This window comes from Curtobacterium sp. MCJR17_020, assembly GCF_003234365.2.
In the GTDB taxonomy this organism is placed as follows: domain Bacteria; phylum Actinomycetota; class Actinomycetes; order Actinomycetales; family Microbacteriaceae; genus Curtobacterium.
The window spans coordinates 852,348-872,817 of the sequence record NZ_CP126260.1 but is presented as its reverse complement, the minus strand read 5'-3'; the positions used below and the strand labels follow the sequence as shown (position 1 = coordinate 872,817).

22 protein-coding genes are annotated in these 20,470 nt (G+C 72.3%); 13 read left to right on the top strand and 9 right to left on the bottom strand.

What is annotated here, in order from left to right:
* Window positions 1-10 precede the first annotated feature (10 nt).
* Both DEJ14_RS04235 and DEJ14_RS04230 read left to right on the top strand, forming a co-directional pair.
* Complete coding sequence (locus DEJ14_RS04235) at window positions 11-1,480, top strand: xylulokinase (protein WP_111084856.1); 1,470 nt, start codon at window positions 11-13, stop codon at window positions 1,478-1,480.
* Between the two features lie 12 nt (window positions 1,481-1,492).
* The gene (locus DEJ14_RS04230) at window positions 1,493-2,494 is read left to right on the top strand and encodes an acetylxylan esterase (RefSeq protein ID WP_111084857.1); all 1,002 of its coding nucleotides are present in this window, start codon (window positions 1,493-1,495) and stop codon (window positions 2,492-2,494) included.
* Between the two features lie 34 nt (window positions 2,495-2,528).
* On the opposite strand, the gene DEJ14_RS04225 is transcribed toward DEJ14_RS04230, so the two are convergent.
* On the bottom strand, window positions 2,529-3,452 hold the full coding sequence (locus DEJ14_RS04225; RefSeq protein WP_111084858.1) for a phosphotransferase: 924 nt from the start codon (window positions 3,450-3,452) through the stop codon (window positions 2,529-2,531).
* Window positions 3,453-3,476: 24 nt separating this feature from the next.
* The gene (locus DEJ14_RS04220; protein ID WP_111084859.1) at window positions 3,477-4,427 is read right to left on the bottom strand and encodes an AraC family transcriptional regulator; all 951 of its coding nucleotides are present in this window, start codon (window positions 4,425-4,427) and stop codon (window positions 3,477-3,479) included.
* A 254-nt stretch (window positions 4,428-4,681) separates the two neighbouring features.
* Here DEJ14_RS04220 and DEJ14_RS04215 point away from each other — a divergent pair, with 254 nt between their 5' ends.
* From DEJ14_RS04215 to DEJ14_RS04175, 9 genes are all read left to right on the top strand, one after another.
* Window positions 4,682-4,903: a hypothetical protein gene (locus tag DEJ14_RS04215; protein WP_111084860.1), complete on the top strand. Its 222-nt coding sequence runs from the start codon at window positions 4,682-4,684 to the stop codon at window positions 4,901-4,903.
* Between the two features lie 81 nt (window positions 4,904-4,984).
* Window positions 4,985-5,146, top strand: a complete 162-nt coding sequence (locus tag DEJ14_RS04210; protein ID WP_181437473.1) for a hypothetical protein — start codon at window positions 4,985-4,987, stop codon at window positions 5,144-5,146.
* A 47-nt stretch (window positions 5,147-5,193) separates the two neighbouring features.
* A complete protein-coding gene (locus tag DEJ14_RS04205; protein WP_111084861.1) occupies window positions 5,194-5,790 on the top strand; it encodes a TetR/AcrR family transcriptional regulator in 597 nt (198 codons plus the stop codon).
* 49 nt (window positions 5,791-5,839) lie between these two features.
* On the top strand, window positions 5,840-7,462 hold the full coding sequence (locus DEJ14_RS04200) for a long-chain-fatty-acid--CoA ligase (protein ID WP_111084862.1): 1,623 nt from the start codon (window positions 5,840-5,842) through the stop codon (window positions 7,460-7,462).
* A gap of 12 nt (window positions 7,463-7,474) precedes the next feature.
* Complete coding sequence (locus tag DEJ14_RS04195; RefSeq protein WP_111084863.1) at window positions 7,475-8,494, top strand: glycosyl hydrolase family 18 protein; 1,020 nt, start codon at window positions 7,475-7,477, stop codon at window positions 8,492-8,494.
* A gap of 148 nt (window positions 8,495-8,642) precedes the next feature.
* Window positions 8,643-9,494, top strand: coding sequence for an alpha/beta fold hydrolase (locus tag DEJ14_RS04190; RefSeq protein WP_111084914.1), 852 nt, complete (start codon window positions 8,643-8,645; stop codon window positions 9,492-9,494).
* The gene (locus tag DEJ14_RS04185; RefSeq protein ID WP_111084915.1) at window positions 9,487-10,095 is read left to right on the top strand and encodes a TetR/AcrR family transcriptional regulator; all 609 of its coding nucleotides are present in this window, start codon (window positions 9,487-9,489) and stop codon (window positions 10,093-10,095) included. The genes DEJ14_RS04190 and DEJ14_RS04185 overlap by 8 nt, the downstream gene beginning before the upstream one ends.
* Before the next feature lie 93 nt (window positions 10,096-10,188).
* Window positions 10,189-11,925, top strand: coding sequence for a putative Ig domain-containing protein (locus DEJ14_RS04180; protein WP_111084864.1), 1,737 nt, complete (start codon window positions 10,189-10,191; stop codon window positions 11,923-11,925).
* A 65-nt stretch (window positions 11,926-11,990) separates the two neighbouring features.
* Window positions 11,991-12,482: a VanZ family protein gene (locus DEJ14_RS04175; RefSeq protein ID WP_111084865.1), complete on the top strand. Its 492-nt coding sequence runs from the start codon at window positions 11,991-11,993 to the stop codon at window positions 12,480-12,482.
* 48 nt (window positions 12,483-12,530) lie between these two features.
* Here DEJ14_RS04175 and DEJ14_RS04170 read toward each other — a convergent pair whose 3' ends face one another.
* The 3 genes from DEJ14_RS04170 to DEJ14_RS04160 form a co-directional block, all read right to left on the bottom strand.
* A complete protein-coding gene (locus DEJ14_RS04170; protein ID WP_258373224.1) occupies window positions 12,531-12,887 on the bottom strand; it encodes a GntR family transcriptional regulator in 357 nt (118 codons plus the stop codon).
* Window positions 12,884-13,807, bottom strand: a complete 924-nt coding sequence (locus DEJ14_RS04165; RefSeq protein WP_258373225.1) for a hypothetical protein — start codon at window positions 13,805-13,807, stop codon at window positions 12,884-12,886. Before DEJ14_RS04165 ends, DEJ14_RS04170 begins: the two co-directional genes overlap by 4 nt.
* Before the next feature lie 92 nt (window positions 13,808-13,899).
* Complete coding sequence (locus DEJ14_RS04160) at window positions 13,900-15,162, bottom strand: MFS transporter (RefSeq protein ID WP_111084866.1); 1,263 nt, start codon at window positions 15,160-15,162, stop codon at window positions 13,900-13,902.
* Window positions 15,163-15,412: 250 nt separating this feature from the next.
* On the opposite strand from DEJ14_RS04160, the gene DEJ14_RS04155 reads away from it, so the two are divergent.
* Entirely contained in the window at window positions 15,413-16,348 is a 936-nt protein-coding gene (locus DEJ14_RS04155; RefSeq protein ID WP_111084867.1) for a TolB family protein, read from the top strand.
* Entirely contained in the window at window positions 16,345-16,644 is a 300-nt protein-coding gene (locus DEJ14_RS04150; protein WP_111084868.1) for a Dabb family protein, read from the top strand. Before DEJ14_RS04155 ends, DEJ14_RS04150 begins: the two co-directional genes overlap by 4 nt.
* A gap of 95 nt (window positions 16,645-16,739) precedes the next feature.
* On the opposite strand, the gene DEJ14_RS04145 is transcribed toward DEJ14_RS04150, so the two are convergent.
* Genes DEJ14_RS04145 through DEJ14_RS04130 form a run of 4 tightly spaced genes read right to left on the bottom strand, consistent with a single transcriptional unit; the run spans window position 16,740 to window position 20,410 of the window.
* Window positions 16,740-17,753: a sugar phosphate isomerase/epimerase family protein gene (locus tag DEJ14_RS04145; RefSeq protein WP_111084869.1), complete on the bottom strand. Its 1,014-nt coding sequence runs from the start codon at window positions 17,751-17,753 to the stop codon at window positions 16,740-16,742.
* On the bottom strand, window positions 17,750-18,904 hold the full coding sequence (locus DEJ14_RS04140) for a Gfo/Idh/MocA family protein (protein ID WP_258373226.1): 1,155 nt from the start codon (window positions 18,902-18,904) through the stop codon (window positions 17,750-17,752). The genes DEJ14_RS04145 and DEJ14_RS04140 overlap by 4 nt, the downstream gene beginning before the upstream one ends.
* Complete coding sequence (locus tag DEJ14_RS04135; RefSeq protein WP_111084870.1) at window positions 18,901-19,365, bottom strand: heme-degrading domain-containing protein; 465 nt, start codon at window positions 19,363-19,365, stop codon at window positions 18,901-18,903. The genes DEJ14_RS04140 and DEJ14_RS04135 overlap by 4 nt, the downstream gene beginning before the upstream one ends.
* Before the next feature lie 13 nt (window positions 19,366-19,378).
* Window positions 19,379-20,410 (bottom strand): Gfo/Idh/MocA family protein, encoded by a 1,032-nt coding sequence (locus DEJ14_RS04130; RefSeq protein WP_111084871.1) that lies wholly within the window; start codon window positions 20,408-20,410, stop codon window positions 19,379-19,381.
* Window positions 20,411-20,470 lie beyond the last annotated feature (60 nt).

The window sequence follows — 20,470 nt, the reverse complement described above, 5'->3', positions numbered from 1 at the left end:
GGCTGCGGGGATGACACAGCTCGTCGCCGGCGTCGACTCGTCGACCCAGTCCTGCAAGGTCACGATCCGCGACGCGGCGACGGGTGCCGTCGTCCGTGAGGGACGTGCCGCCCACCCGGACGGCACGTCCGTCGATCCCCGCCACTGGTGGGACGCCCTCGGCACCGCGGTCGCGGACGCCGGCGGGCTCGCCGACGTCCGCGCCGTCGCGATCGCCGGGCAGCAGCACGGCATGGTCGCGCTCGACGCCGACGGTCGCGTGGTCCGCGACGCCCTGCTCTGGAACGACGTGCGCAGTGCGGATGCGGCCGCGCAGATGGTCGAGGAGATCGGACGGGAATCCTGGGTCGCCCGGACGGGTCTGGTCCCGGTGGCATCGTTCACCGGGACCAAGCTGCGGTGGCTCCGCGACGCCGAGCCGGACAACGCCGGCCACGTCGCAGCGGTCGCGCTCCCCCACGACTGGTTGTCGTGGCGGCTACGCGGGTACGGCCCGGCCGACGAGAGTCCGCTCGGCCCCGACCTGAACGCACTCGCCACCGATGCCTCGGACGCCAGCGGCACCGCCTACTGGGACCCGGTGCGCCGGGAGTACGCCCCGGACCTGTTCGAACTCGCGCTCGGCCGCCCGATGCGCGTCGCCGGCTCCGAGCCGACCGCGGACACGGTCGTCGTGCCGCGCGTGGTCGCGCACGACGAGGCGATGGGGACGCTCGACATCGACGTGGCACTGCCGAACGGCGCGGTCGCACCGGCCGGACTGGTCGTGGCGGCCGGACTCGGCGACAACGCCGGTGCGGCGCTCGGACTCGGGCTCGCTCCCGGGGACATCGCGGTGTCCCTGGGGACCAGCGGGACCGTCTTCGGCGTCACCGGTACCGACGTCCTGGACCCGAGCGGGACCGTGGCGGGCTTCGCCGACGGGACCGGGTCGCGCCTCCCGATCGTCACGACGCTCAACGCGGCCCGCGTGCTCGAGGTGATCGGCGGCCTGCTCGGCGTGGACCACGACGCGCTCGGCGAGCTGGCGCTGCAAGCGCCGGCCGGGGCCGACGGCCTCGTGCTGGTGCCGTACTTCGTCGGCGAGCGCACGCCCAACCGGCCGGACGCGACCGCGTCACTGCTCGGGATGACCCCGGGTACGACCGACCGACCGCACCTGGCGCGCGCCGCGGTGGAGGGCATGCTCTGTGCCCTGGCCGACGGACTCGCCGCGGTCGAGGGCACCGGCGTGACCGTGTCGCGACTGCTGCTCATCGGCGGGGCCGCGCGGAACGAGGCCGTCCGGACCGTCGCCGCGCAGGTGTTCGGGCGCGACGTGCTCATCCCGGAGCCGGGCGAGTACGTGGCGTCCGGAGCCGCGCGTCAGGCAGCCTGGGCGTTGACCGGCGCGCTGCCGTCGTGGGACATCGCGACGACGACCGTGCCGGCGGACCCGCACCCCGAGGTGCTCGAGCAGTACCGCGCCGCGGCGCGCTGACCGAGGAGACCCATGGCACGCACCGACCTCCCGCTCGACGAACTCCGTCGGCACCGACCCGAGGTCCGGCAACCGGCCGACTTCGACGCGTTCTGGGCGGACACGATCGCCGCGGCCCGGGCGGCCGGAGCGGAGACGGCTGCCGTCCTCGCTCCGGCCGACACCCCGGTGACCGGACTCGTCGTCGAGGACCTGACGTTCCCGGGGTTCGCCGGCGATCTGGTGCGCGCCTGGGTCTCCCGACCGCTGATCGGTCGTGACACCGCGCTGCCCGTCGTGGTCGAGTTCCTCGGCTACGGCGGCGGCCGCGGGCGCCCCGGCGAGCGCGTGCACTGGGCCCTCGCCGGGTACGTGCACGTCGTCATGGACACCCGTGGCCAGGGCAGCGGGTGGGCCGACGGCGACACCCCCGACCCGCACGGCTCCGGACCACACGCGAGCGGGTGGATGACGAGCGGCATCGGCTCCCCCGCCGACCACTACTACCGCCGCGTGTACACCGACGCCGTCCGCCTGGTGGACGCCGTGCGGACGCTGCCCGGTGTCGACCCGTCACGCATCGCCCTGACCGGCGGCAGCCAGGGCGGTGGCATCGCCATCGCCGCCGCTGCCCTGGTCGAGGCCCACGTCGGACCGATCACCGCGGTGCTGCCCGACGTCGCGTTCCTGTGCGACTGGGAGGGCGGCACCGACATCGCCGTCGGGGGCCCGTACCTGGAGCTCGCGACCTACCTGTCCGTGCACCGCGACGCAGCCGACACGGTGTGGGACACCGCGGCGTACTTCGACGGGGTGAACCACGCCGCCGGCATCACCGCCCCGGCGCTGTTCTCCGTGGCCCTGATGGACGACGTCGTGCCGCCGCGCACGACCTTCGCCGCCTTCAACGCGCTGGGGTCGACCGACGTGCTTGCGTCGGCCGACCGTCAGATCGAGGTCTACCCGTACAACGGGCACGAGGGTGGCGGCTTCCGACACTGGGAACGGCAGGTGGCGTTCCTGCGCGCGCGGTGACCGACGACCACTCGGGGCCGCGTTCGCGCGCCGCTCACTCCCTCGAAGCGCGCTCGATGCGCTCGATGCGCTCGAGACCCACCCGGCACCGGTCGACGTACTCGGCGTACAGGTCCGACCGCTGATCCCGCGCCCACCGGGTCACGTCGACGAGGTGCAGCGCGGTGAGCGACGCCAGGGTCGCGTGGTGAGCCGGGGTGGCCAGCCCGGCGGCGGCGGTGAACTCGTCGTACTCGGCCAGCGAGATCGTCTCGTCGACGAACGCCCACTCGAACACCCGACGAGCGTCGGTCCACGGTGACGGACCGGTCTCGGCAGCACCCCAGTCGATGAGCACGGGCGCACGACCCGGTCCCCGTGTGATCAGGTTCCGCGGTGCCAGGTCACCGTGCGCGAGCCCGAACGCGAAGTGCTCCTCGGCCAGCCGCTCGAAGTGCCTCCGGAGCGCGCCGGCCGAGGTGTAGGCACCGTCCCGGCGGAGTGGGTCGTCCGCGACGAGCGCTGCGCTGTTGTAGGCCAGGTGCGCCGACCACGCCTGAGCCAGGTCGGTACCGAAGCGGGTGTACAGCGACGGCGGCGCCTCCGCCAGGTCGATCGAAGCGACGGTGCGGGCGGACGACCCGAGCCACGTCCAGGGGTGCTCGATCGGCCGTGGGTCGGGTTCGACGTACTCGGACACGATGAAGGGGACGCCGTCCTGGACGCCGTGGTCGAGGGGCCGAGCGACGGCGATGCCCGCTGCAGCAGCCGCTCGCGCGGCCCACGCCTCGACGGGGAACTCGTCCGAGCGCAGGGGGTCGACGGGGAACCGCACGACGACGTCGGCACCGACCGCTCGCCGCACCCGGTACGTGTGGTTCACGGATCCGCCCAGCAGCCGTTCGGCGTGGTCGTCCGAGCTCCCGACGGCACGGAGGACCGCGACCAGTCGGTGGCGGTGGGTGTCGTCGTCGAGCACGCACCCATCATGGCCGTCGGGGTGTCACGCCCGCCGCATCGTGTCCCGGGGGTACTCGCCGTGGCGCTCGAGGTAGGCGGCCGAGAACCGACCAGCGTGGGCGAACCCCCACTGCCGGGCGACGTCGGCGATGCTCGTCCCCGCCGGGTCGGCGTGCACGAGCTCGTCGCGCACCCGGTCGAGACGGACCCCGCGCAGGTAGCCGTTCGGGCTCACCCCGAGCTGCCGCTGGAACGCCTGCTGCAGAGCACGCAGGCTCAGGGAGGCCACCTCGGCCAGGTCGGTGCTCGTGATCGGCAGGTGGGCGTGCTCGTGCACGTACTCGACGGCCCGGCGGATGTGCGCGTTGCGCGGGAGCAGGAGTTCATCCGGCAACGTGGCCGAGACGACCGGGTACAGCTCGAGCAGCGCCAATGCTCCCAGCCGGCCCATCTCCGCCTGCAGCAGCGGTGAGACCTGCCGGTCGAGCACCGTGTGCGAGATGAGCTTGACGGTGTTCCGCCACATCGTCACCGCCCGGTCGTCGGGTTGCACGGTGTGGTCGAGCTGCACGCCGCCCGACGCCGCGCCGCGCTCGCCGGCGACCTCCTCGAGCGATGCCCGGTTGATCTGGACGAGACGCTGGTCGTAGTCCTGGTACGTGAACGCGGCGCCGTCCTGCGGCCACAACTGCGGCCGACCCACAGCGCTCACGAGGCGGTCGTCACCCTCGCCGATGAACCCGGTACCCCGGGTGATCCACTGCACGACGAAGTCGTCCGACGGCGTCATGACGCCGTCGAGGTGCCCGTCGAACCGGATCGCGCGCAGCGTCATCGTCGAGTCGCCGACCGCCGAGTACCGGAAGGTGAAGGGCTGCGCGGTCGTCTCGGCGCGCCACTCGGAGGCGTCGTACGCCCCGACCAGGAAGTCGCGGGCTTCGTCGACGTCGGCGGACCGGACGTCGTCCTGCACGCGAGCTCGTTCGTCTGTCATCGGTTCACCGACTGCAGTGTGACGGACCCGGAGCCGGCCGTCCGCATCGCTGTCCGAGAAGCGCTCTCCTCGCCCGCCGACGCGTGGACCGGATGTGCACGGCGACGAGGCGATGTCCGTATTTCGACCGCCGGGCCGCTCCCGACATCCGCGATCCGTCGAGTCGTCGGTCGTGACGCACACCGGCGACCCCGCGGCTCGTACGGTCGTCTCATCCGGCGGCAACGGGCCGCTCAGGAGAACACGAGGACGACATGACCGCCGTGACCGCAACTCCGGTCCACCCGATCAGCGCACCCAAGCAAGCCTTCGAAGCGACGTCGGTGACCAGCCGGCGCAACCGCCACCGCGGCGTCTTCAGCGAACTGCGGGACGCTCAGCGACAGCGCACGCTGCAGATCGCCGCGGTGAGCACCGGCATCGTCTCGGTGAGCGTCCTCGCGTCCGCCGCCGCCGTGCTCGGACTCTCCGCGTGATCCGCGAGGGATCCGCGGTCGAGGACGTCCGCACCCAGGCCATCGACATGACCGCACTCTTCGCAGAACAGGAACGGCACGGTGCCTGACCAGACCACGCTCGAGCAGCTCCGCCAGAGCCCGGTCGAGTGGCGACGACGCGGTCTGACGCCGCCCGCCGACCTCGACGAGATCGTCCAGGCCCGCCTCAAAGCGCACATGGGTCACGCCGACCCGTCCTACGCAGACTTCTTCGTGTCCTGACACCTGCCGCCGTCCGCACCGATCGATAGGGTGATCCCCACTTCCCCATGACGCTCCTCACACTCACGCCCTCGGCCGTCGAGACGACCGCGCAGCGCACCGCATCCAAGGCCGCCGACGACCTCTTCACGGCGCACGGCGTGATCCCGGTGCGCTTCGAGGACGTCGCCGCGCACGCAGGCATGAGCGTGGGCGAGTTGACGGCGGCCTACCCGTCCAAGCAGGCGCTCGTGGTGGCGGTCCTGCGACGCTGGCACGGCGCGTGGCGTCGGGCCCTGGACCACATCGCCACCACCTCGGCGGATCCCCGCGACGAGATCCTCGGCATCTTCAGCTACCTGGAGGAGTGCTTCGCGGACGAGGGGTGGCGCGGCTGCGCGTTCATCAACGGACACGCCGAGCTCGGACGGCAGGACCCGGAGATCGCCGCGCTCGCAGCCGAGCACTTCCGCGACGTCGAGAGCCACCTCACGTTGCTGTGCACCCGTGCGGACATGCCGGCGCACATCGCCGAGACCCTGTCGCTGCTGGTCGAGGGCGCCCGGGTGGAGTCAGCGGTGCAGGGCTCGGCGAAGCCCGCCCGGAGCGCGCGGCTCGGTGCGGCCATGATCATGTCGGTGTTCGAGGAGCGCACGACGTTCTGACCGCACGTATGATCCGGGGAACCACTCGTCACCGAAGACGGAGACCGGAATGACGCGCACCGAGCCCACCACCGCCGCTCACCACGGCACCCCCAGACCGACCCGAGCCACCGCCTCGGTCGCCGCGATCCTGGCCGAGTCCGCCGCGCGGTACCCGGACGACGTCGCCGTGATCGTCGGCGACCACCGCACCACCTACGCCGAGCTGTGGTCCGAGACCCTCGCCTACGCCGGAGCGCTCCGGGCCCGCGGGGTCACCGAGGGATCGCGCGTGGCGATGCTCGTGCCGAACGTCGCGGACTTCGCCCGCGTCTACTACGCCACCCTCGCACTCGGCGCCGTCGTCGTCCCCGTCCACGCGCTGCTCAAGCGGCGCGAGATCGACTACCTGCTGCAGGACAGCGGCGCCATGCTGCTCGTCTGCGCCGCCCCGCTGCTCGCCGAGGGCGCGGCCGGTGCCGAGCTCGCCGGCGTCGACGTCATCACCGTGCTCGCACCGTCCGACCACGACGGCCACGACGTCCCAGACCGCCTCGAGGCCCTGGCCGCGGCAGCCGAACCCCTCGACACCTACGTCCCCCGCGACCCCTTCGACACCGCGACGATCCTGTACACGAGCGGGACCACCGGCAAGCCGAAGGGTGCAGAGGGCTCGCACTTCGCCCTGCTCGAACAGGTCAACACGAACCTGATGAGCACCTTCGACATGCACCGCGGCGACGTCCTGCTCGGGGCGCTCCCGCTGTTCCACACGTTCGGTCAGACCTGCACGATGAACACCGGGTTCCGCGCGGGCGCCACCATCGTGATGCTCCCGAAGTTCGACGGCGACGCAGCGCTGTCGGCGATGGTCGAGCACGGCTGCGAGATCTTCATGGGGGTGCCGACGATGTACATGGCACTGCTCGACGCCGCGACCCGAGGCGACGCCAGACCGGACCTGCGCTACGCGATCTCGGGCGGCGCGTCGTTGCCGTTGGCCGTCCTCGAGCGGTTCCAGTCCGTGTTCGACGCGCCCGTCCACGAGGGCTACGGACTGACCGAGACGTCGCCCGTGGCCACCTTCAACCACGTCGGCCGCGCGCCCCGACCGGGAACGATCGGGACGCCGGTGTGGGGTGTCGACGTCGAGATCGCCGACCCGGCCACGCCCGACGCGATCGTGCTGCTGCCGCACGGCGAGATCGGCGAACTCGTCATCCGCGGGCACAACCTGATGAACGGGTACCTGGACCGGCCGGAGGACACCGACGCGGCGATCGTCGACGGCTGGTTCCGCACCGGCGACCTCGGCACGAAGGACGACGACGGGTACCTGACGATCGTCGACCGCACGAAGGACATGATCATCCGCAACGGCTACAACGTGTACCCGCGGCAGGTCGAAGAGGTGCTGGCGACGCACCCGGACGTCACCATGGCCGCGGTCTTCGGCGTCCCGCACGAGCTGCACGGCCAGGAGATCGAGGCCGCCGTGGTGCTCCGCGCCGGCGCGACCGTCAGCCCGGACGAGCTCGTCCATTTCGTGTCCGACGAGATCGCGGCGTACAAGTTCCCGCGGGTCGTGCACGTGGTCGACGCCCTGCCCCTCGGACCGAGCGGCAAGGTCCTGAAGCGGACGCTGGTCGAGCAGTTCAGCACACCGGTCGACGCGGCGGCTGCTCCGGCCTGACACACTCGGAGCGTGATCACCAGGCCGCGTTCCGTCCTCCTCGCCGTCGCCCTGACCGCGGGCCTCGTCCTGACCGGCTGCACGGGCCCCGCGAACGCCGAGTCCGGCGCCCCCGACTGGTTCGACGTCACGGGCTTCCAGCCGGAAGGGGCGGACCCCGCGCTGATCGACGCCGACGCCGCCGCGATGGACGTCGTCGGCGTCGACGGGCTGCTGCTGAGCCGGACCGGCACGCGCGTCACCGCCCCGTCCCGCGAGGCGAGGACACAGCGCAACCGGGCGCACGCCCGCGGGCTCGAGGCGCAGCTGCTCGTCAGCAACTACGCCGACGGCGACTTCAGCGAGCCGATCGCCCGGAGGATGCTCCGGTCTCCCGCCAACCGGTCCCACGTCGTCCGCGCGCTCGCGACCGACGTGCGTTCCGGCGGATGGGACTCGGTCATGATCGACCTCGAGGCGTTGACCGCCGCCGACAGGGCGGGGTTGACGGCCTTCGCGCGGGAGCTCCGTGCGGCGGTCGGCGACGACGTCCGGCTCGACATCGCCCTGTCGGCGTCGACGACCGCGGCCGGGTACGCGCGCATGGGGTACGACGTCCGGGCGCTCCGCGCTCCGCTGGACCACCTCACGCTGATGGCCTACGACCAGCACGGCCCGTGGGAGCCGGACGCACCGGGGCCGGTCGGGTCGTTGCCCTGGGCGTCGAAGTCCGCCAGGGCGCTCGCCACCCTCGCGCCCGCCGACCAGATCGTGCTCGGCGTCGCCGGGTACGGCTACCACTGGAAGGGGCCGCGACCGGCGGGGCAGCTGTCCGATGACCAGGCCCGTCGTCGCGTCCGGAAGGCCGGCGTCTCCCCGACCTGGAACGCGACAGCGGGCGAGTGGACGGCGACCCTGCCCAGTGGCGAGGTGCTGTGGTGGTCCGACGCACGGTCGCTGCGCGAGCGCGTGGCACTCGCCGAGCGGCTCGGCCTGACCGGGGTCGCCGTCTGGTCGCTGGACCTGTCCGACACGCTGGACACGGTGCACTGACGGCGACCGACGAGCGGACGGGAGGCCCGGTGCGGGCCCGCCACGGGCCTCCCGTCCGCCGCAGCGCGACGCGACTGCCGTGGCGGGCTTGACAGCGTCGGCTAATCGTCTTAGCTTTTAGCTAACACACTTAGCCATGGAGGCAGTCATGCTCGAACACCTGCGCACCGACGAAGGCACCATCGCGTACGACGTCACTGGCGACGGCCCGCTCGTCGTCCTCGCACACGGCATGGGCGACAGCCGGCACGCGTACCGGTTCCTGGTCCCCGAACTCGTCGCCGCCGGCTACCGCGTGGCGAACGTCGACATCCGCGGGTGTGGCGACTCGAGCACGGGATGGGCGTCGTACCAGCGCGCCGACATCGCTCGCGACCTGATCGCCGTCGTCCGGCGCCTCGGCGGCCCCGCGGTCATCGTCGGGCAGTCGATCAGCGGTGGGGCGGCCACCATCGCCGCCGCTGAGGCCCCCGACGTCGTCACCGGCATCGTCGAGCTGGCGCCGTTCACGCGCAAGCAGTCCGTCGACCTCGGCGGCCTGCTCCGGAACCGCCGCCACCGCGCCGGCACGGTCCAGCTCGCCAAGGTGATGACGACGGGGAGCCTGGCCGGCTGGCTGGCCTACCTGGACCTCGCCGTGCCGACGAAGCCGACCGACTGGACCGAGGAACTGGGCCGCATCGAGTCGACGCTGCAACAGCCGGAGCGGATGGCGGCGCTGCGCGCGATGACCAAGACCGCACCCGCCGACGCCGGTGCACGGCTGGCGGACGTGCGGTGCCCCGTCCTGGTGATCGAGGGCAGCGCCGACCCCGACTGGGCCGTCCCGCGGGTCGAGGGCGAGCGGGTCCTGGCCGACCTGCCCGACGGGCTCGGCGAGCTGGCCGTCATCGACGGTGCCGGCCACTACCCGCACACCGAGACCCCGACCGAGGTCCTCGCGCTCGTGCTCCCCTTCCTCGGCCGCACGCTCGCGCCGGCCGGTGGCCACCGTGGCTAGGGCAGGACTCGACCCCGCCGCCGTCACCACCGCAGCGGCAGGGCTGGCCGACGAGATCGGGCTCGCACGGCTGAGCATGAGCGTCGTCGCCGAACGGCTCGGCGTGAAGTCGCCGTCGCTGTACAAGCACGTCGACGGACTCACCGACCTGACCCGCCGGATCGCGATCCTCGCCGCGAACGAACTCGGCGACGACCTGCGCGACGCGATGCAGGGGCTCGCCGGGCGCGACGCCGTCGAGGCGGCCGCGCAGACCGTCCGCCGGTACGTGCAGCGCCACCCCGGTCGGTACGAGGCGACGGTCGGGATCCGTCCCACCGGGCCGGACGACCCGTTGGCCGTGGCCCTGGAGCGCACCCTCGCCTCGTTCGCAGCAGCGCTGCGCGGCTACGGGCTCGACCCCGCCGACGAGGTGCACGCGCTCCGCCTGCTGCGCAGCGTCCTGCACGGCTTCGCGACCATCGAGACGTCCGGTGGGTTCCAGATGCGCACCGACGTCGACGCGAGCTTCGGGTGGATCATCGCGTTCCTCGACCGGGGGTTCCGCGCGACGACCGCCGCCCCCAGTCATGGTCACGATCCGGACTCCCCGTCGGTCTGAAGCGGTCCCAGGCCCTACGATCCGAGGACGCCTGAGCTTTCTCGGCTGATCCACACGATCCGGCACCCGACCGGACACGATCCAGGGGGACCCGTGCGCCACAGCGCCTCCACCGTCCGACACGCCTGCGCCGTCGGCACCACCGCAGCCCTCGTCGCGCTGACCACGGGCCTCGGCCTCGTGACCGCGACGGCCGCCCACGCCGACCCGGCGAGCAACCCGACGACGTCGACCGCGACGCCCGCTCCCGCGGCGACCGACGCCCCGGCGCCGACCGCTCCACCGACGGCGAATCCGTCCGAGCCGACCGCTGCGGAGCCGTCCGACCCGACGTCCCCGACGCCGTCGCCCGATGCTGCACCGACGACCACCGAGCCGTCGAACGACGCCGCGACGCCCACGGCGTCCGAACCGGACCGCACAGCCACCGCCGATCCCGCCGACGCCGCCGCAGTGCCGACCGCCACGCCGTCACCGACCTCGGCGCCGACCGCGCAGCAGGCCGTCGACCCCGCCGTCACGATCACCGGCGACACGGAGGTCGGTTCCGTCCTCACCGCCGTCCCCGTCGGCTTCGACGAGGACGGGGCGTTCCGGTACGTCTGGACCCAGGCCGGTTCCACCACCGTGCTGGCGACGAGCGGCTCGTACACGATCGATGCGGCGCAGGCCGGGGAACGGGTGTCGGTCCAGGTCACCGGCGCCCTGCCGGACGGATCGACGGCGACCGTGACCGCGACCTCGGCCCCCGTCACGCAGGACCCGGTGTTCGTCGACGCCGCGGGCACGGCGATCGCCGCGGGGGCGGACGCTGGAGACCCGCTCGCCCTCGAGACGACCGCTGGCGACCCGTTCTCGTACACCTTCCGGGCGCAGGGCTCCCCCGCGCCGACGTACGCGCTCGCCTGGTACGACGGCGACGACGACGACGACGTCGTCATGACGAAGTCGCAGGCAGCGGCACTCGCCCCGGGCACCTCCGGCGGCTCCGGCGACTCCGGCTGGACGATCGGGTTCGGGTTCCAACCGGACGACACGGACGAGGAGTTCGGTCCGGACATCCAGCTGCCCGACGGCATCACCTTCGACGCCGCCACCGGTGAGCTGAGCGGCACCGCCACGACGGCGTCCTGGTACCAGTTCGCGATCACGGCCACGAGCGGTACCGAGTCGGTCACGCAGTACGTCGAGCTGACCGTCGACCCGGCCGCCGCGTACGGCGTCCAGGTCTTCACCCTCGACGCGGAGTCGATCGACGCGCCGAAGAAGACGATGTGGATCATCGGCACGGACGGCACCGTCCTGACCGTGAAGCTCACCACCGACGAGGACGGCTCCTTCGGGGGTCTCGACGTCGTGGACGGTGGACGTCCGACGGTCGCGCAAGGCGGAACACTCGTCGTCTCCGGCAACCTGGTCGACCGCTTCGGGAACCCGATCGACTTCGCCGACGAGGACGGCAACCCCGTCTGGACGCCGATCGTCACCTCGGACGTCGCCAGTGACGTGATCGCGCCCTACACCGAGTTCGACGCCGAGAGCGCCGTCGGCGTCACCTTCCCGCACGCCTCGACGCACACGCTGACCGTCGGCGGCGAGGGGCTGCAGAGCACCTCGTTCCCGGTCGACGTGCGCCCCGTCGTGTCGACGGTGTCGACGGTGTCGACGGCGCCGACGGTCGCCGTCGGTGGGACGGCCCCGACCTCGGGGCAGCTCGCCTACACCGGTTCGGACGCCACCGGCGCCCTGCCGTGGGCGGTCGGCCTCGTCCTGGTCGGCGCCGGCCTGATCGGCGCACGCGCAGTGCGCCGTCGTCGCGCCGCGCTCTGATCCGACACCCCTGAGTGACGGGAAGCCCGGTGCCAGCTGGCACCGGGCCTCCCGTCCGGAGATCCATGCTCTCGACTCTGCTCATCGAAGTACCGTGGCTCGCGTTCGGCGTGCTGATCGCGGTCATCGTCGTCGCGCCCGTCGTGGGCGTCTGGCTGGCGCGCCTGCCGCGGCTCACCGCCGTGCTGTTCGGCCTCGCCGTGGTCGTGACGCTCGCGCTCACCCTGTCCCCCGACGGCGCTCCCCGGTCCGACGTCACCTGCAACGTCGGGCTGCCGTACCTGGCGCCGACCGCGGTCGAGTCGACGGCCAACGTGCTGTTGTTCGTGCCGGTCGCATTCCTGGCCGGGGTGCGGTGGCGGCGCCCGGTCCTCGCGGCCGTCGGCGCCAGCGCGTTCTCCGTCCTCATCGAGGTCGTCCAGGCGGTCGTCCCCGCGATCGGTCGGTCGTGCGACACGAGCGACTGGATCACGAACACCATCGGCGCGGTGGTCGGCGGAGCACTCGCTGCCGTCGTCGTGCTGTGGGCACGTCGGCGCGTGGCGCGGGTCAGCTGACCCGGGCGAGGGATCAGTCTCGAGGCACGGCGCACCGTGTCGGCACCGTCAGCGCCGACGTCCTTCCCACATCGACGCGACGGTCGCCAGGAGCGCGTCGAGTTCGACGTCGCCCCGCACCGATTCGACCATCTGCGCGACGCTCGCGACGACTGCATCGGACACCGACTGCGTCTCACGGACCGTGGTCCCGCGGCCGCGGCCGGTGGTGATCAAGCCGTCTGCCTCGAGCTGCTGGTAGGCCCGCGCGACCGTCCCCGGGGCGACGCGGAGATCGCCGGCGAGCTGTCTGATCGACGGGAGCCGCTCGTGGGCCGTGAGCTCACCGGACCGGATCGCGTCCGCCAGCTGCTTGCGGACCTGCTCGAACGGTGGCGTCGGGTCATCGCCGCTGAGGGTGATCACGCGGCGACCGCCTGCGTCGCGATCAGGCGGGCTGCCGTCACGGCCCGGACGACCGCCGCGACGGCCGTGACGACGCCCGCGAACGCAACGACGACTCCCGCCAGGACCACGACCATCCCGAGCCGTGCCACCACCGTTGCGGCCTCTCCGGCCAGACCGGAGTCGAGGTGCAGCGCGTTCATCAGCGGCAGACCCGCCGCCGAGAGGAAGACCGCCGCGGTCAGGAGCGCAGCGGCAGTCCCGACCAGTGCGACGACCTGCCCCGCACGCTGGCGCAGCGCTCCGTCCGCTGCATCGAGATCCGGCCAGGCCGCCGCCGGGGTCACCGCGATCCGCCAGAGCGACGCCCACACCCCGGCCGAGAGCAGCGCGATGCCGAGGAGCGCCGGAAGGCCGAAGTACCAGCCGGGGAAGAGGTACGGCCCGTCGCCGGCGGGGCACTGCATCGGGAACACGCTCGTGCACAGCCACCGCCCGTCCGGCGCGGGAGCCGATCCGAGCCCCGCAACCAGGACGATGCCGACGGCACATCCGACCGCCCACCAGAGACGCCGCCACTGCTGCGGAAACAGGGCACTCCGTGCGGACCGTACGTGCAACGACGCGGAGCGGTGCGCCGTCGCGCCGTCGATCGCGACGGCGGGGATCGCGGCGAAGACGAGGAGTGCGACCCCTGCGCCGGCGCTGGGCCCCACGAAGAACGACACGCCCTGCAGCGCTCGCGCGTTCGTCCCCGCGACCGCACAGGCGACGAACACGGCCAAGCCGACGACGAGGCTCAGGACCACCCGGACCAGGAGTGCCCGCTGCGCCACCACCACAGCTGCGCCTCGTGCACTCGACGAGGACCGGCGGAGCCGGAGCCATCCGGCCAGCCCACCGACTGCGAGTGCTGCGACCAGCACTCCTGCGAATCCCACGACGTACTCCATGACCCCTCCAATGTACTGTCCAGAAGGTACAAGCCGGAGCGTCTGTGTGTCAACAGCTCGGTACAAGTTCTTCCGGCCCGTCAGCTGTCTGCGTCACCCGGTGAGGCGATCTGCACCCGGGCAGGCAGGCCGTTCACGGCCGCGCGCCAGCTCCACGCCGCCCCGGCGAACACCAGCACCGTCATCACCCAGAGCAGCCACGGCACATCGGTGTCGAGCAGTCCGAGACCGAGCGGGAAGAGAGCCATCCCGATCGAGCTCGCGGTCTGGAACACGCCGATCGCGCGACCCCGCACGCGCGGATGCGGAGCCTCGGCCATGACGGCGTTGGCGGCCGGCAACGCGATCATGTCCGCCGCTGCGAGCAGCACCCCGACGACGGCGACGTAGGACCAGGCCGCTGCACCGTCCAGCGGCGGGAGGACGATGAGCGGAAGTGCGGTCAGCGCAGTGAGCAGGGCGCCGACCGCGACCAACGACCCGCGCCGGAACCCGACGACCCACCGCGTGACCGAGGTCTGGAAGACGGCACAGAGCGCGGTGGCGATGGCGAACTGCACGGGTGCCACCGCCGGCGGCATGTGCCACTGCTGGACGAACAGCACACTGAGGGCGACGTTCGGGAGGACCATCGCCGGGCCGATGAGGAACTGCCCGAGGGTGATGAGCCGCATCGAGCGGTCCGCGAAGAACTCCCGGATCGTCCCGGACGACTCGTCCGCACCGCGTGGCGGCTGCGGGTGACGTGCCCGTTCGCCGGTTCGCTGCGCGGCGAAGACGACCGCCGCCGCGACACTCGTGACCACGTTCGCGAGGATGAGCCAGCGGAGTCCGTCCTGCCCCTGCGCGAGCGTGACCGCCGCGAGGATCGCACCTGAGCCCAGGGCTGCCGCTTTGATCGCTTCGAGGAACGCGAACCACCGTTCGAACGGTCGCCCGTCCGCGAGGTCGTGGACGTAGGCAGTCCACGACGTCCAGTACAGGCGCTCGGACGCGTTGGCGAGGAAGATCGCGACGAACACCAAGACCGGGTCGTCTGCGATCAGGTAGACCGCGAAGCCCGCGGCGGACATCAGGTTGTTGACGATCATCGACACCTTCGCGCCGAGGCGATCGGTCACCACCCCGCCCAGGAGACCGATCGGCAGCGCGACGAGGGACGCCGCCGTCGACAGCAGACCGATGACCGCGAGGGGTACGTCGGTGGTGAGGGTGAAGTAGACGATCGTCAGTGGCAGCGTCAGGCCGGCGCCGACGGTGTCGATGAGCACCGCGAACGTGACGAAGCGGTGTTCGGCGAGTGCTGAGCGTGCGGCCCGGAGTCGGGCAGAGGCGAATAACACGAAGGATCCCAGGAATCATCGCGACGCAGAGCCGTCGCAGGCGTGCAGAAGGATCGCGAGCGGGTCGCTCGCGATGCGGTTGCCTGCGCGGGTGCGCTGGCTCAGTTCTGCGTTGCCATGACTCCGGTGTGATGGTCGGACGTTCGCCGTCTGATCAGGCTAGCCCTTCGCGCCCTCCACCGCGATGTGGATCACGATCGCCATCCGGTAGGGTTGTCACGAGCCAACATTCACTGTGGAAAGGTGTGCCATGCCCCTCGACGATGCAGCCCCGGGTCGCGTGCTCGCACCGGGCCAGACCTGCCGGATCCGGATCTGGCACCGAGCCGACCGCAGCGTGACCACCGTGCACGAGTCCGCCGAGCGGCTCTACGAAGCGCCGAACTGGACCACCGACGGCCGCCTCGTCCTGAACGGCGACGGGGTCCTCTGGACGATGCCGGCCGACGGCGCCGCAGCTCCGGAGCACGTCGCGATCGAGGACGTCCCGCCCCTGAACAACGACCACGTGCTCGATCCCGACGGCGTCACCGTGCACGTCAGCGCGAACGACTTCCACATCTGGAGCGCCCCGCTCGCCGGCGGCCCAGCGACCCGGGTCACCGCGGACGACGGCGGCCTGCACTTCCTGCACGGCGTCAGCCCCGACGGCTCCGAGCTCGCCTACGTCCGGCTCGACCCGTCCGGTCAGGAGGTCTGGTCATCGGGCACGATCCGGGTGATGGGCGTCGACGGCAGCGCGGACCGCGCCGTGACGACGGACCCCTCCGCGGCCGACGGCCCGGAGTGGACGCCTGACGGCGCGTGGATCCTGTTCAACACCGAGCAGTTCGAGACCACACCGGGGCACGCCCAGATCGCCCGGGTCCGTCCGGACGGCACCGGCATCGAGCAGCTCACCGTCGACGAGCACGTCAACTGGTTCCCACATCCCGCCCCGACCGACGACGCCGCCGTCTACCTGTCGTTCCCGCCCGGCACCGAAGGGCACCCGGCCGACAAGCGCGTGCGGTTGCGCCTCGTCACCGGTGACGGATCCGTCAGCGCCTGGGGACCCGAGGTCTGGCAGGCAGCCGAGACCATCGTCGAGCTCGACGGCGGGCAGGGCACCCTCAACGTCAACGGGTGGGCGCCCGACGGATCCGCCTTCGCCTTCGTCGACTACCCCACCGGAGAACCCGCATGATCGTCCACACCGTCTGCTTCACGCTCGTCCACGCCGCGGGATCCCCGCACGAGGCCGCGTTCCTCGAGACCGCCCGCGACACCCTGCCGGCGATCCCCGGCGTGCAGGACTTCACGGTGTCGCGCCAGGTGTCCACGCAGAGCGACTTCCGGTTCCAGTTCTCGATGGTGTTCGCCGACCAGGACACCTACTCGGCGTACGACGCACACCCCGCGCACCAACGCTTCGTCGCCACCCGTTGGGCGGACGAGGTCGCGTCGTTCCAGGAGTTCGACTTCGTGCCGCTGCCCGCCTGAGCGGGTGCGGGTCGCGAACGCGACCAGGTGACGGACGGGAGGCGCGGTGCCAGCTGGCACCGGGCCTCCCGTCCGTCACGCGGTGACGACCACCGCTACTGGTTGCTGAAGGCGGCGTCGAACGCAGCCTGCGGCTGCGGCCAGAGCAGGGCGCGGACGAACGCGGCCGCCTCGGCGGCGCCGTGCAGGCGGTCCATGCCGGCGTCCTCCCACTCGACGGAGATCGGGCCGGCGTAGCCGATGTGCCGGAGTGCGCGGAACGCGTCCTCCCACGGGGTGTCCCCGTGCCCGGTCGAGACGAAGTCCCATCCGCGGCGTGGGTCGCCCCACGGCAGGTGCGATCCGAGGATGCCCTGCCGGCCCGACGCAGGACGGATGCGGGTGTCCTTGCAGTCGACGTGGTGGATGCGGTCCGCGAAGTCGGTGATGAAGCCGACGGTGTCGATGCCCTGCCACGCCATGTGCGACGGGTCCCAGTTGAACCCGAAGGCCGAGCGGTGGTCGATCGCCTCGAGGGCACGCACGCTCGTCCAGTGGTCGTACGCGATCTCGGATGGGTGGACCTCGTGGGCGAAGCGGACGCCCTCGGCGTCGAACACGTCGAGGATCGGGTTCCACCGGTCCGCGAAGTCCTGGTAGCCGGCGTCGATGACGTCCTGCCCGACGGGCGGGAACATCGCGACGTACTGCCAGATGCTCGACCCGGTGAACCCGACGACGGTGTCGACGCCCATCTTCCGCGCCACACGGGCCGCACGCTGCATGTCGGCGGCGGCGCGCTGCCGGACTCCCTCGCCGTCACCGTCGCCCCACACGGCGTCGCGCAGGATCGCGCGGTGGCGGAAGTCGATCGGGTCGTCGCAGACGGCTTGCCCTGCGAGGTGGTTCGAGATTGCCCACACCCCGAGGCCGTGGCGGTCGAGGACCTCGAGCCGGCTGCGCAGGTAGGCGTCGTCCTCGTCCGCGCGAGCGAGGTCGAGGTGGTCGCCGGACGCTGCGATCTCGAGGCCGTCGTAGCCCCACTCCGCGGCCAGGCGGGCGACCTCCTCGAAGGGCAGGTCGGCCCACTGCCCGGTGAACAGGGTGACGGGGTTGGTGGTGGTGCTCATCGTTCCTCCGTGCTGGTGCTCGTCCACCGTCCGGTCGCGGCTCCGCGCAGGACGGCGTCGACGACCTCGAGCGAGCGGACGCCGTCCTCGACGGTGGGGAGTCCCTCGGGTGTCTCGCCACGGACCGCGGCGTAGGTGTCGGCGCAGAACGCCGCGAAGGCGTCCGTCCAGCCCTGCGAGTGCCCGGCCGGTGTCCGGTTGAGCCGCGCCTGGTCGGCGGATACGGGCCCCTCGGCCCGGTGCACCGTCGTGGAACCGTGCTCGCCGCCGAACCACACGGACTCGGGGTGCTCCTGGTCGAACACGGCTGAACCCTGCGAGCCGTCGACCTCGATCCACAGGCGGTTCTTCCGGCCGGCCGCAACCTGCGAGACCACGGTGTTGGCCAGGGTGCCGTCGGCGGTGGCGAAGGTCACGACGGCGGTGTCCTCGGTGCGGACCGGGACGGTGCCGGTGCCCGCGCCGGCGCCGGTAGCGCTTCCGCTTCCGCCGAACGATGCACCGGCGGAGGTGGGATCGGGGCGCTCGGGGTAGGCGATCGACGTCCGGGCGGTCAACTCCGTGAACCGAGTTCCGGTGATGAACTCGGCCAGGTCGGTCCAGTGCGTCCCGATGTCCGCGAACGCCCGCGACGGCCCGCCCCGCTCCGGGTCGACCCGCCACGTCGAGGCGTCCGGCGACACCATCCAGTCCTGCAGGTACGAGCCGTGCAGGGTCAGCACCCGGCCGAGAGTGCCGGCGGCGACCCGGGCACGGAGCTCCCGGACCATCGGGTGGTACCGGTAGACGTAGGGGACCGTGCTCACCGTGCCGGCGGCGTGCACGGCCTCGGCGAGCCGTCGGGCGTCCGGGAGCGTCATCGCGACCGGCTTCTCGACGACGGTGTGCAGCCCGGCCGCCGTGGCGGCCAGGGCGTAGTCGACGTGGGTGTCGTTCGGCGTGCAGACGTGGACGACGTCCGGCCGGTCCGCGATCAGTTCGTCGACGGACGCGTACCCGGCCGGCACGCCCCACCGTTCGGCGGCCTGCCGGGATCGCGACGCCGACGAGCCGAGCACCCCGCCGACGACCGCGCCGGCGTCACGGGCCGCCCGGACGTGCGCGTCCGCGATCATGCCCGTCCCGATCACGGCGACGCGGAGTGCGGTCACCGGCGCTCCTCGAGGAACGCACGGAGGCCGGCGACGACGAGGTCATGGTCCTCCGTCGAGGACAGCCCGGACGCCGTCGCCGCGGCGACCACCCCGGCTCCGCGGACCCGGATCGGGAACGACCCTCCGGTCACGGCGTACTCGGCGCCGAGCCATCCGATCGCAGCGGGATCGACCCCGGCGGCGGACAACCGGGCGTCGACGAGGGCACTCGACTGCTCCATCCGGAGCACCACCGCGGCCTTGCGGTCGATCCAGACGTGCTGGTCCGGGGTGATTCCCGGGGTGGCGGCGCGGAACAGCCCGAGGCCGGGACGTCGGATGTCGATGCCGACGGCGTGGCCGGCCTCGTGGGCGATGCCGCGGATCAGGGAACCCAGCTCCCAGGCGTCGTCGTGGGTGAAGGCGTCGAGCACGAGGTCGCGCTCCTGCTGTTCGAGGGTGGTGATGAGGTCGGACATCGTCGTCTCCTGCTCAGCCCGCGGCGATCTGCGCGCGGGCGGTGTCGATGGTCTCGAGGATCGAGATCGTCTCGTCGAGGGTGTGCAGCGGGGACTCCGTCCGCCCCTCGCCGACGAAGCGTGCCAGGGCAGTGGCCTCCCACGCCAGGGCGGCGAAGCCCCGCAGCGGTGTCGGGTCATCCCAGTGCAGGACGGGCGATCCGTGCGCGGCGGCCGAGATCGTGAAGGTCGTCGGGTTGTAGAACGGCCCGGCGAAGGCGATCGTGCCCTCGGTGCCGGCGATGGACGCGGTCGTCGGCGTCCGCGCGGCGATGGTCGTGTGCAGGACGGCCTGGGCGGCGCCGTGTTCGAGGACGAGCGAGCCGGAGGCGTCGACGCCCGACTCGGTCAGACGCCCGCGAGCCGTCACCCGCTGCGGTGCGCCGAGCACCATCGAGGCGAACTGCACGGCGTAGATGCCGAGGTCGAGCAGCGCTCCCCCGCCGAGCTCCGGACGGAACAGCCGGTGGTCCGGGCCGAACGGGATCGCCTGGCCGTGGTCGGCGAGCACGCTGCGCACCTCGCCGAGCGCTCCGTCCGCCAGCAGGGTCCGGAGCACCGAGGCCTGCGGCAGGTACCGGCTCCACATGCCCTCCATCGCGAACACCCCGGCGGCGCGTGCGGCGTCGACGACGGTGCGGGCCTCGGCAGCCGTGACGGTGAAGGGCTTCTCGATGAGCACGTGCTTGCCGGCGGCGATCGCTGCCAGGGCCACCGCGGCGTGCTCGCTCTGCGGTGTCGCGATGTAGACCACGTCGACGTCGGGCCGGGCGACGAGGGCGTCGACACCCTCGACGGCCGCCTCGATCCCGTGCTCGGCAGCGAACGCGGATGCGCGGGGCAGTGACCGGGACGCGACGGCGACGATGCGCTGGGCGGTCGAAGCGCGCACCGCGGTGGCGAACTCGCCGGCGATCCAGCCGGGTCCGACGATCCCCCAGCCGAGGGACGGATCACCGGACGCCGTCGTGAAGAGCTCGGGTTCGGGCAGGGCGGTGGGGATCATCGTGCTCCAGTGCTCGCGGTTCCGTGGTTCGTCGTCGGGCGGTGGCGTTTGTGCTTGGCA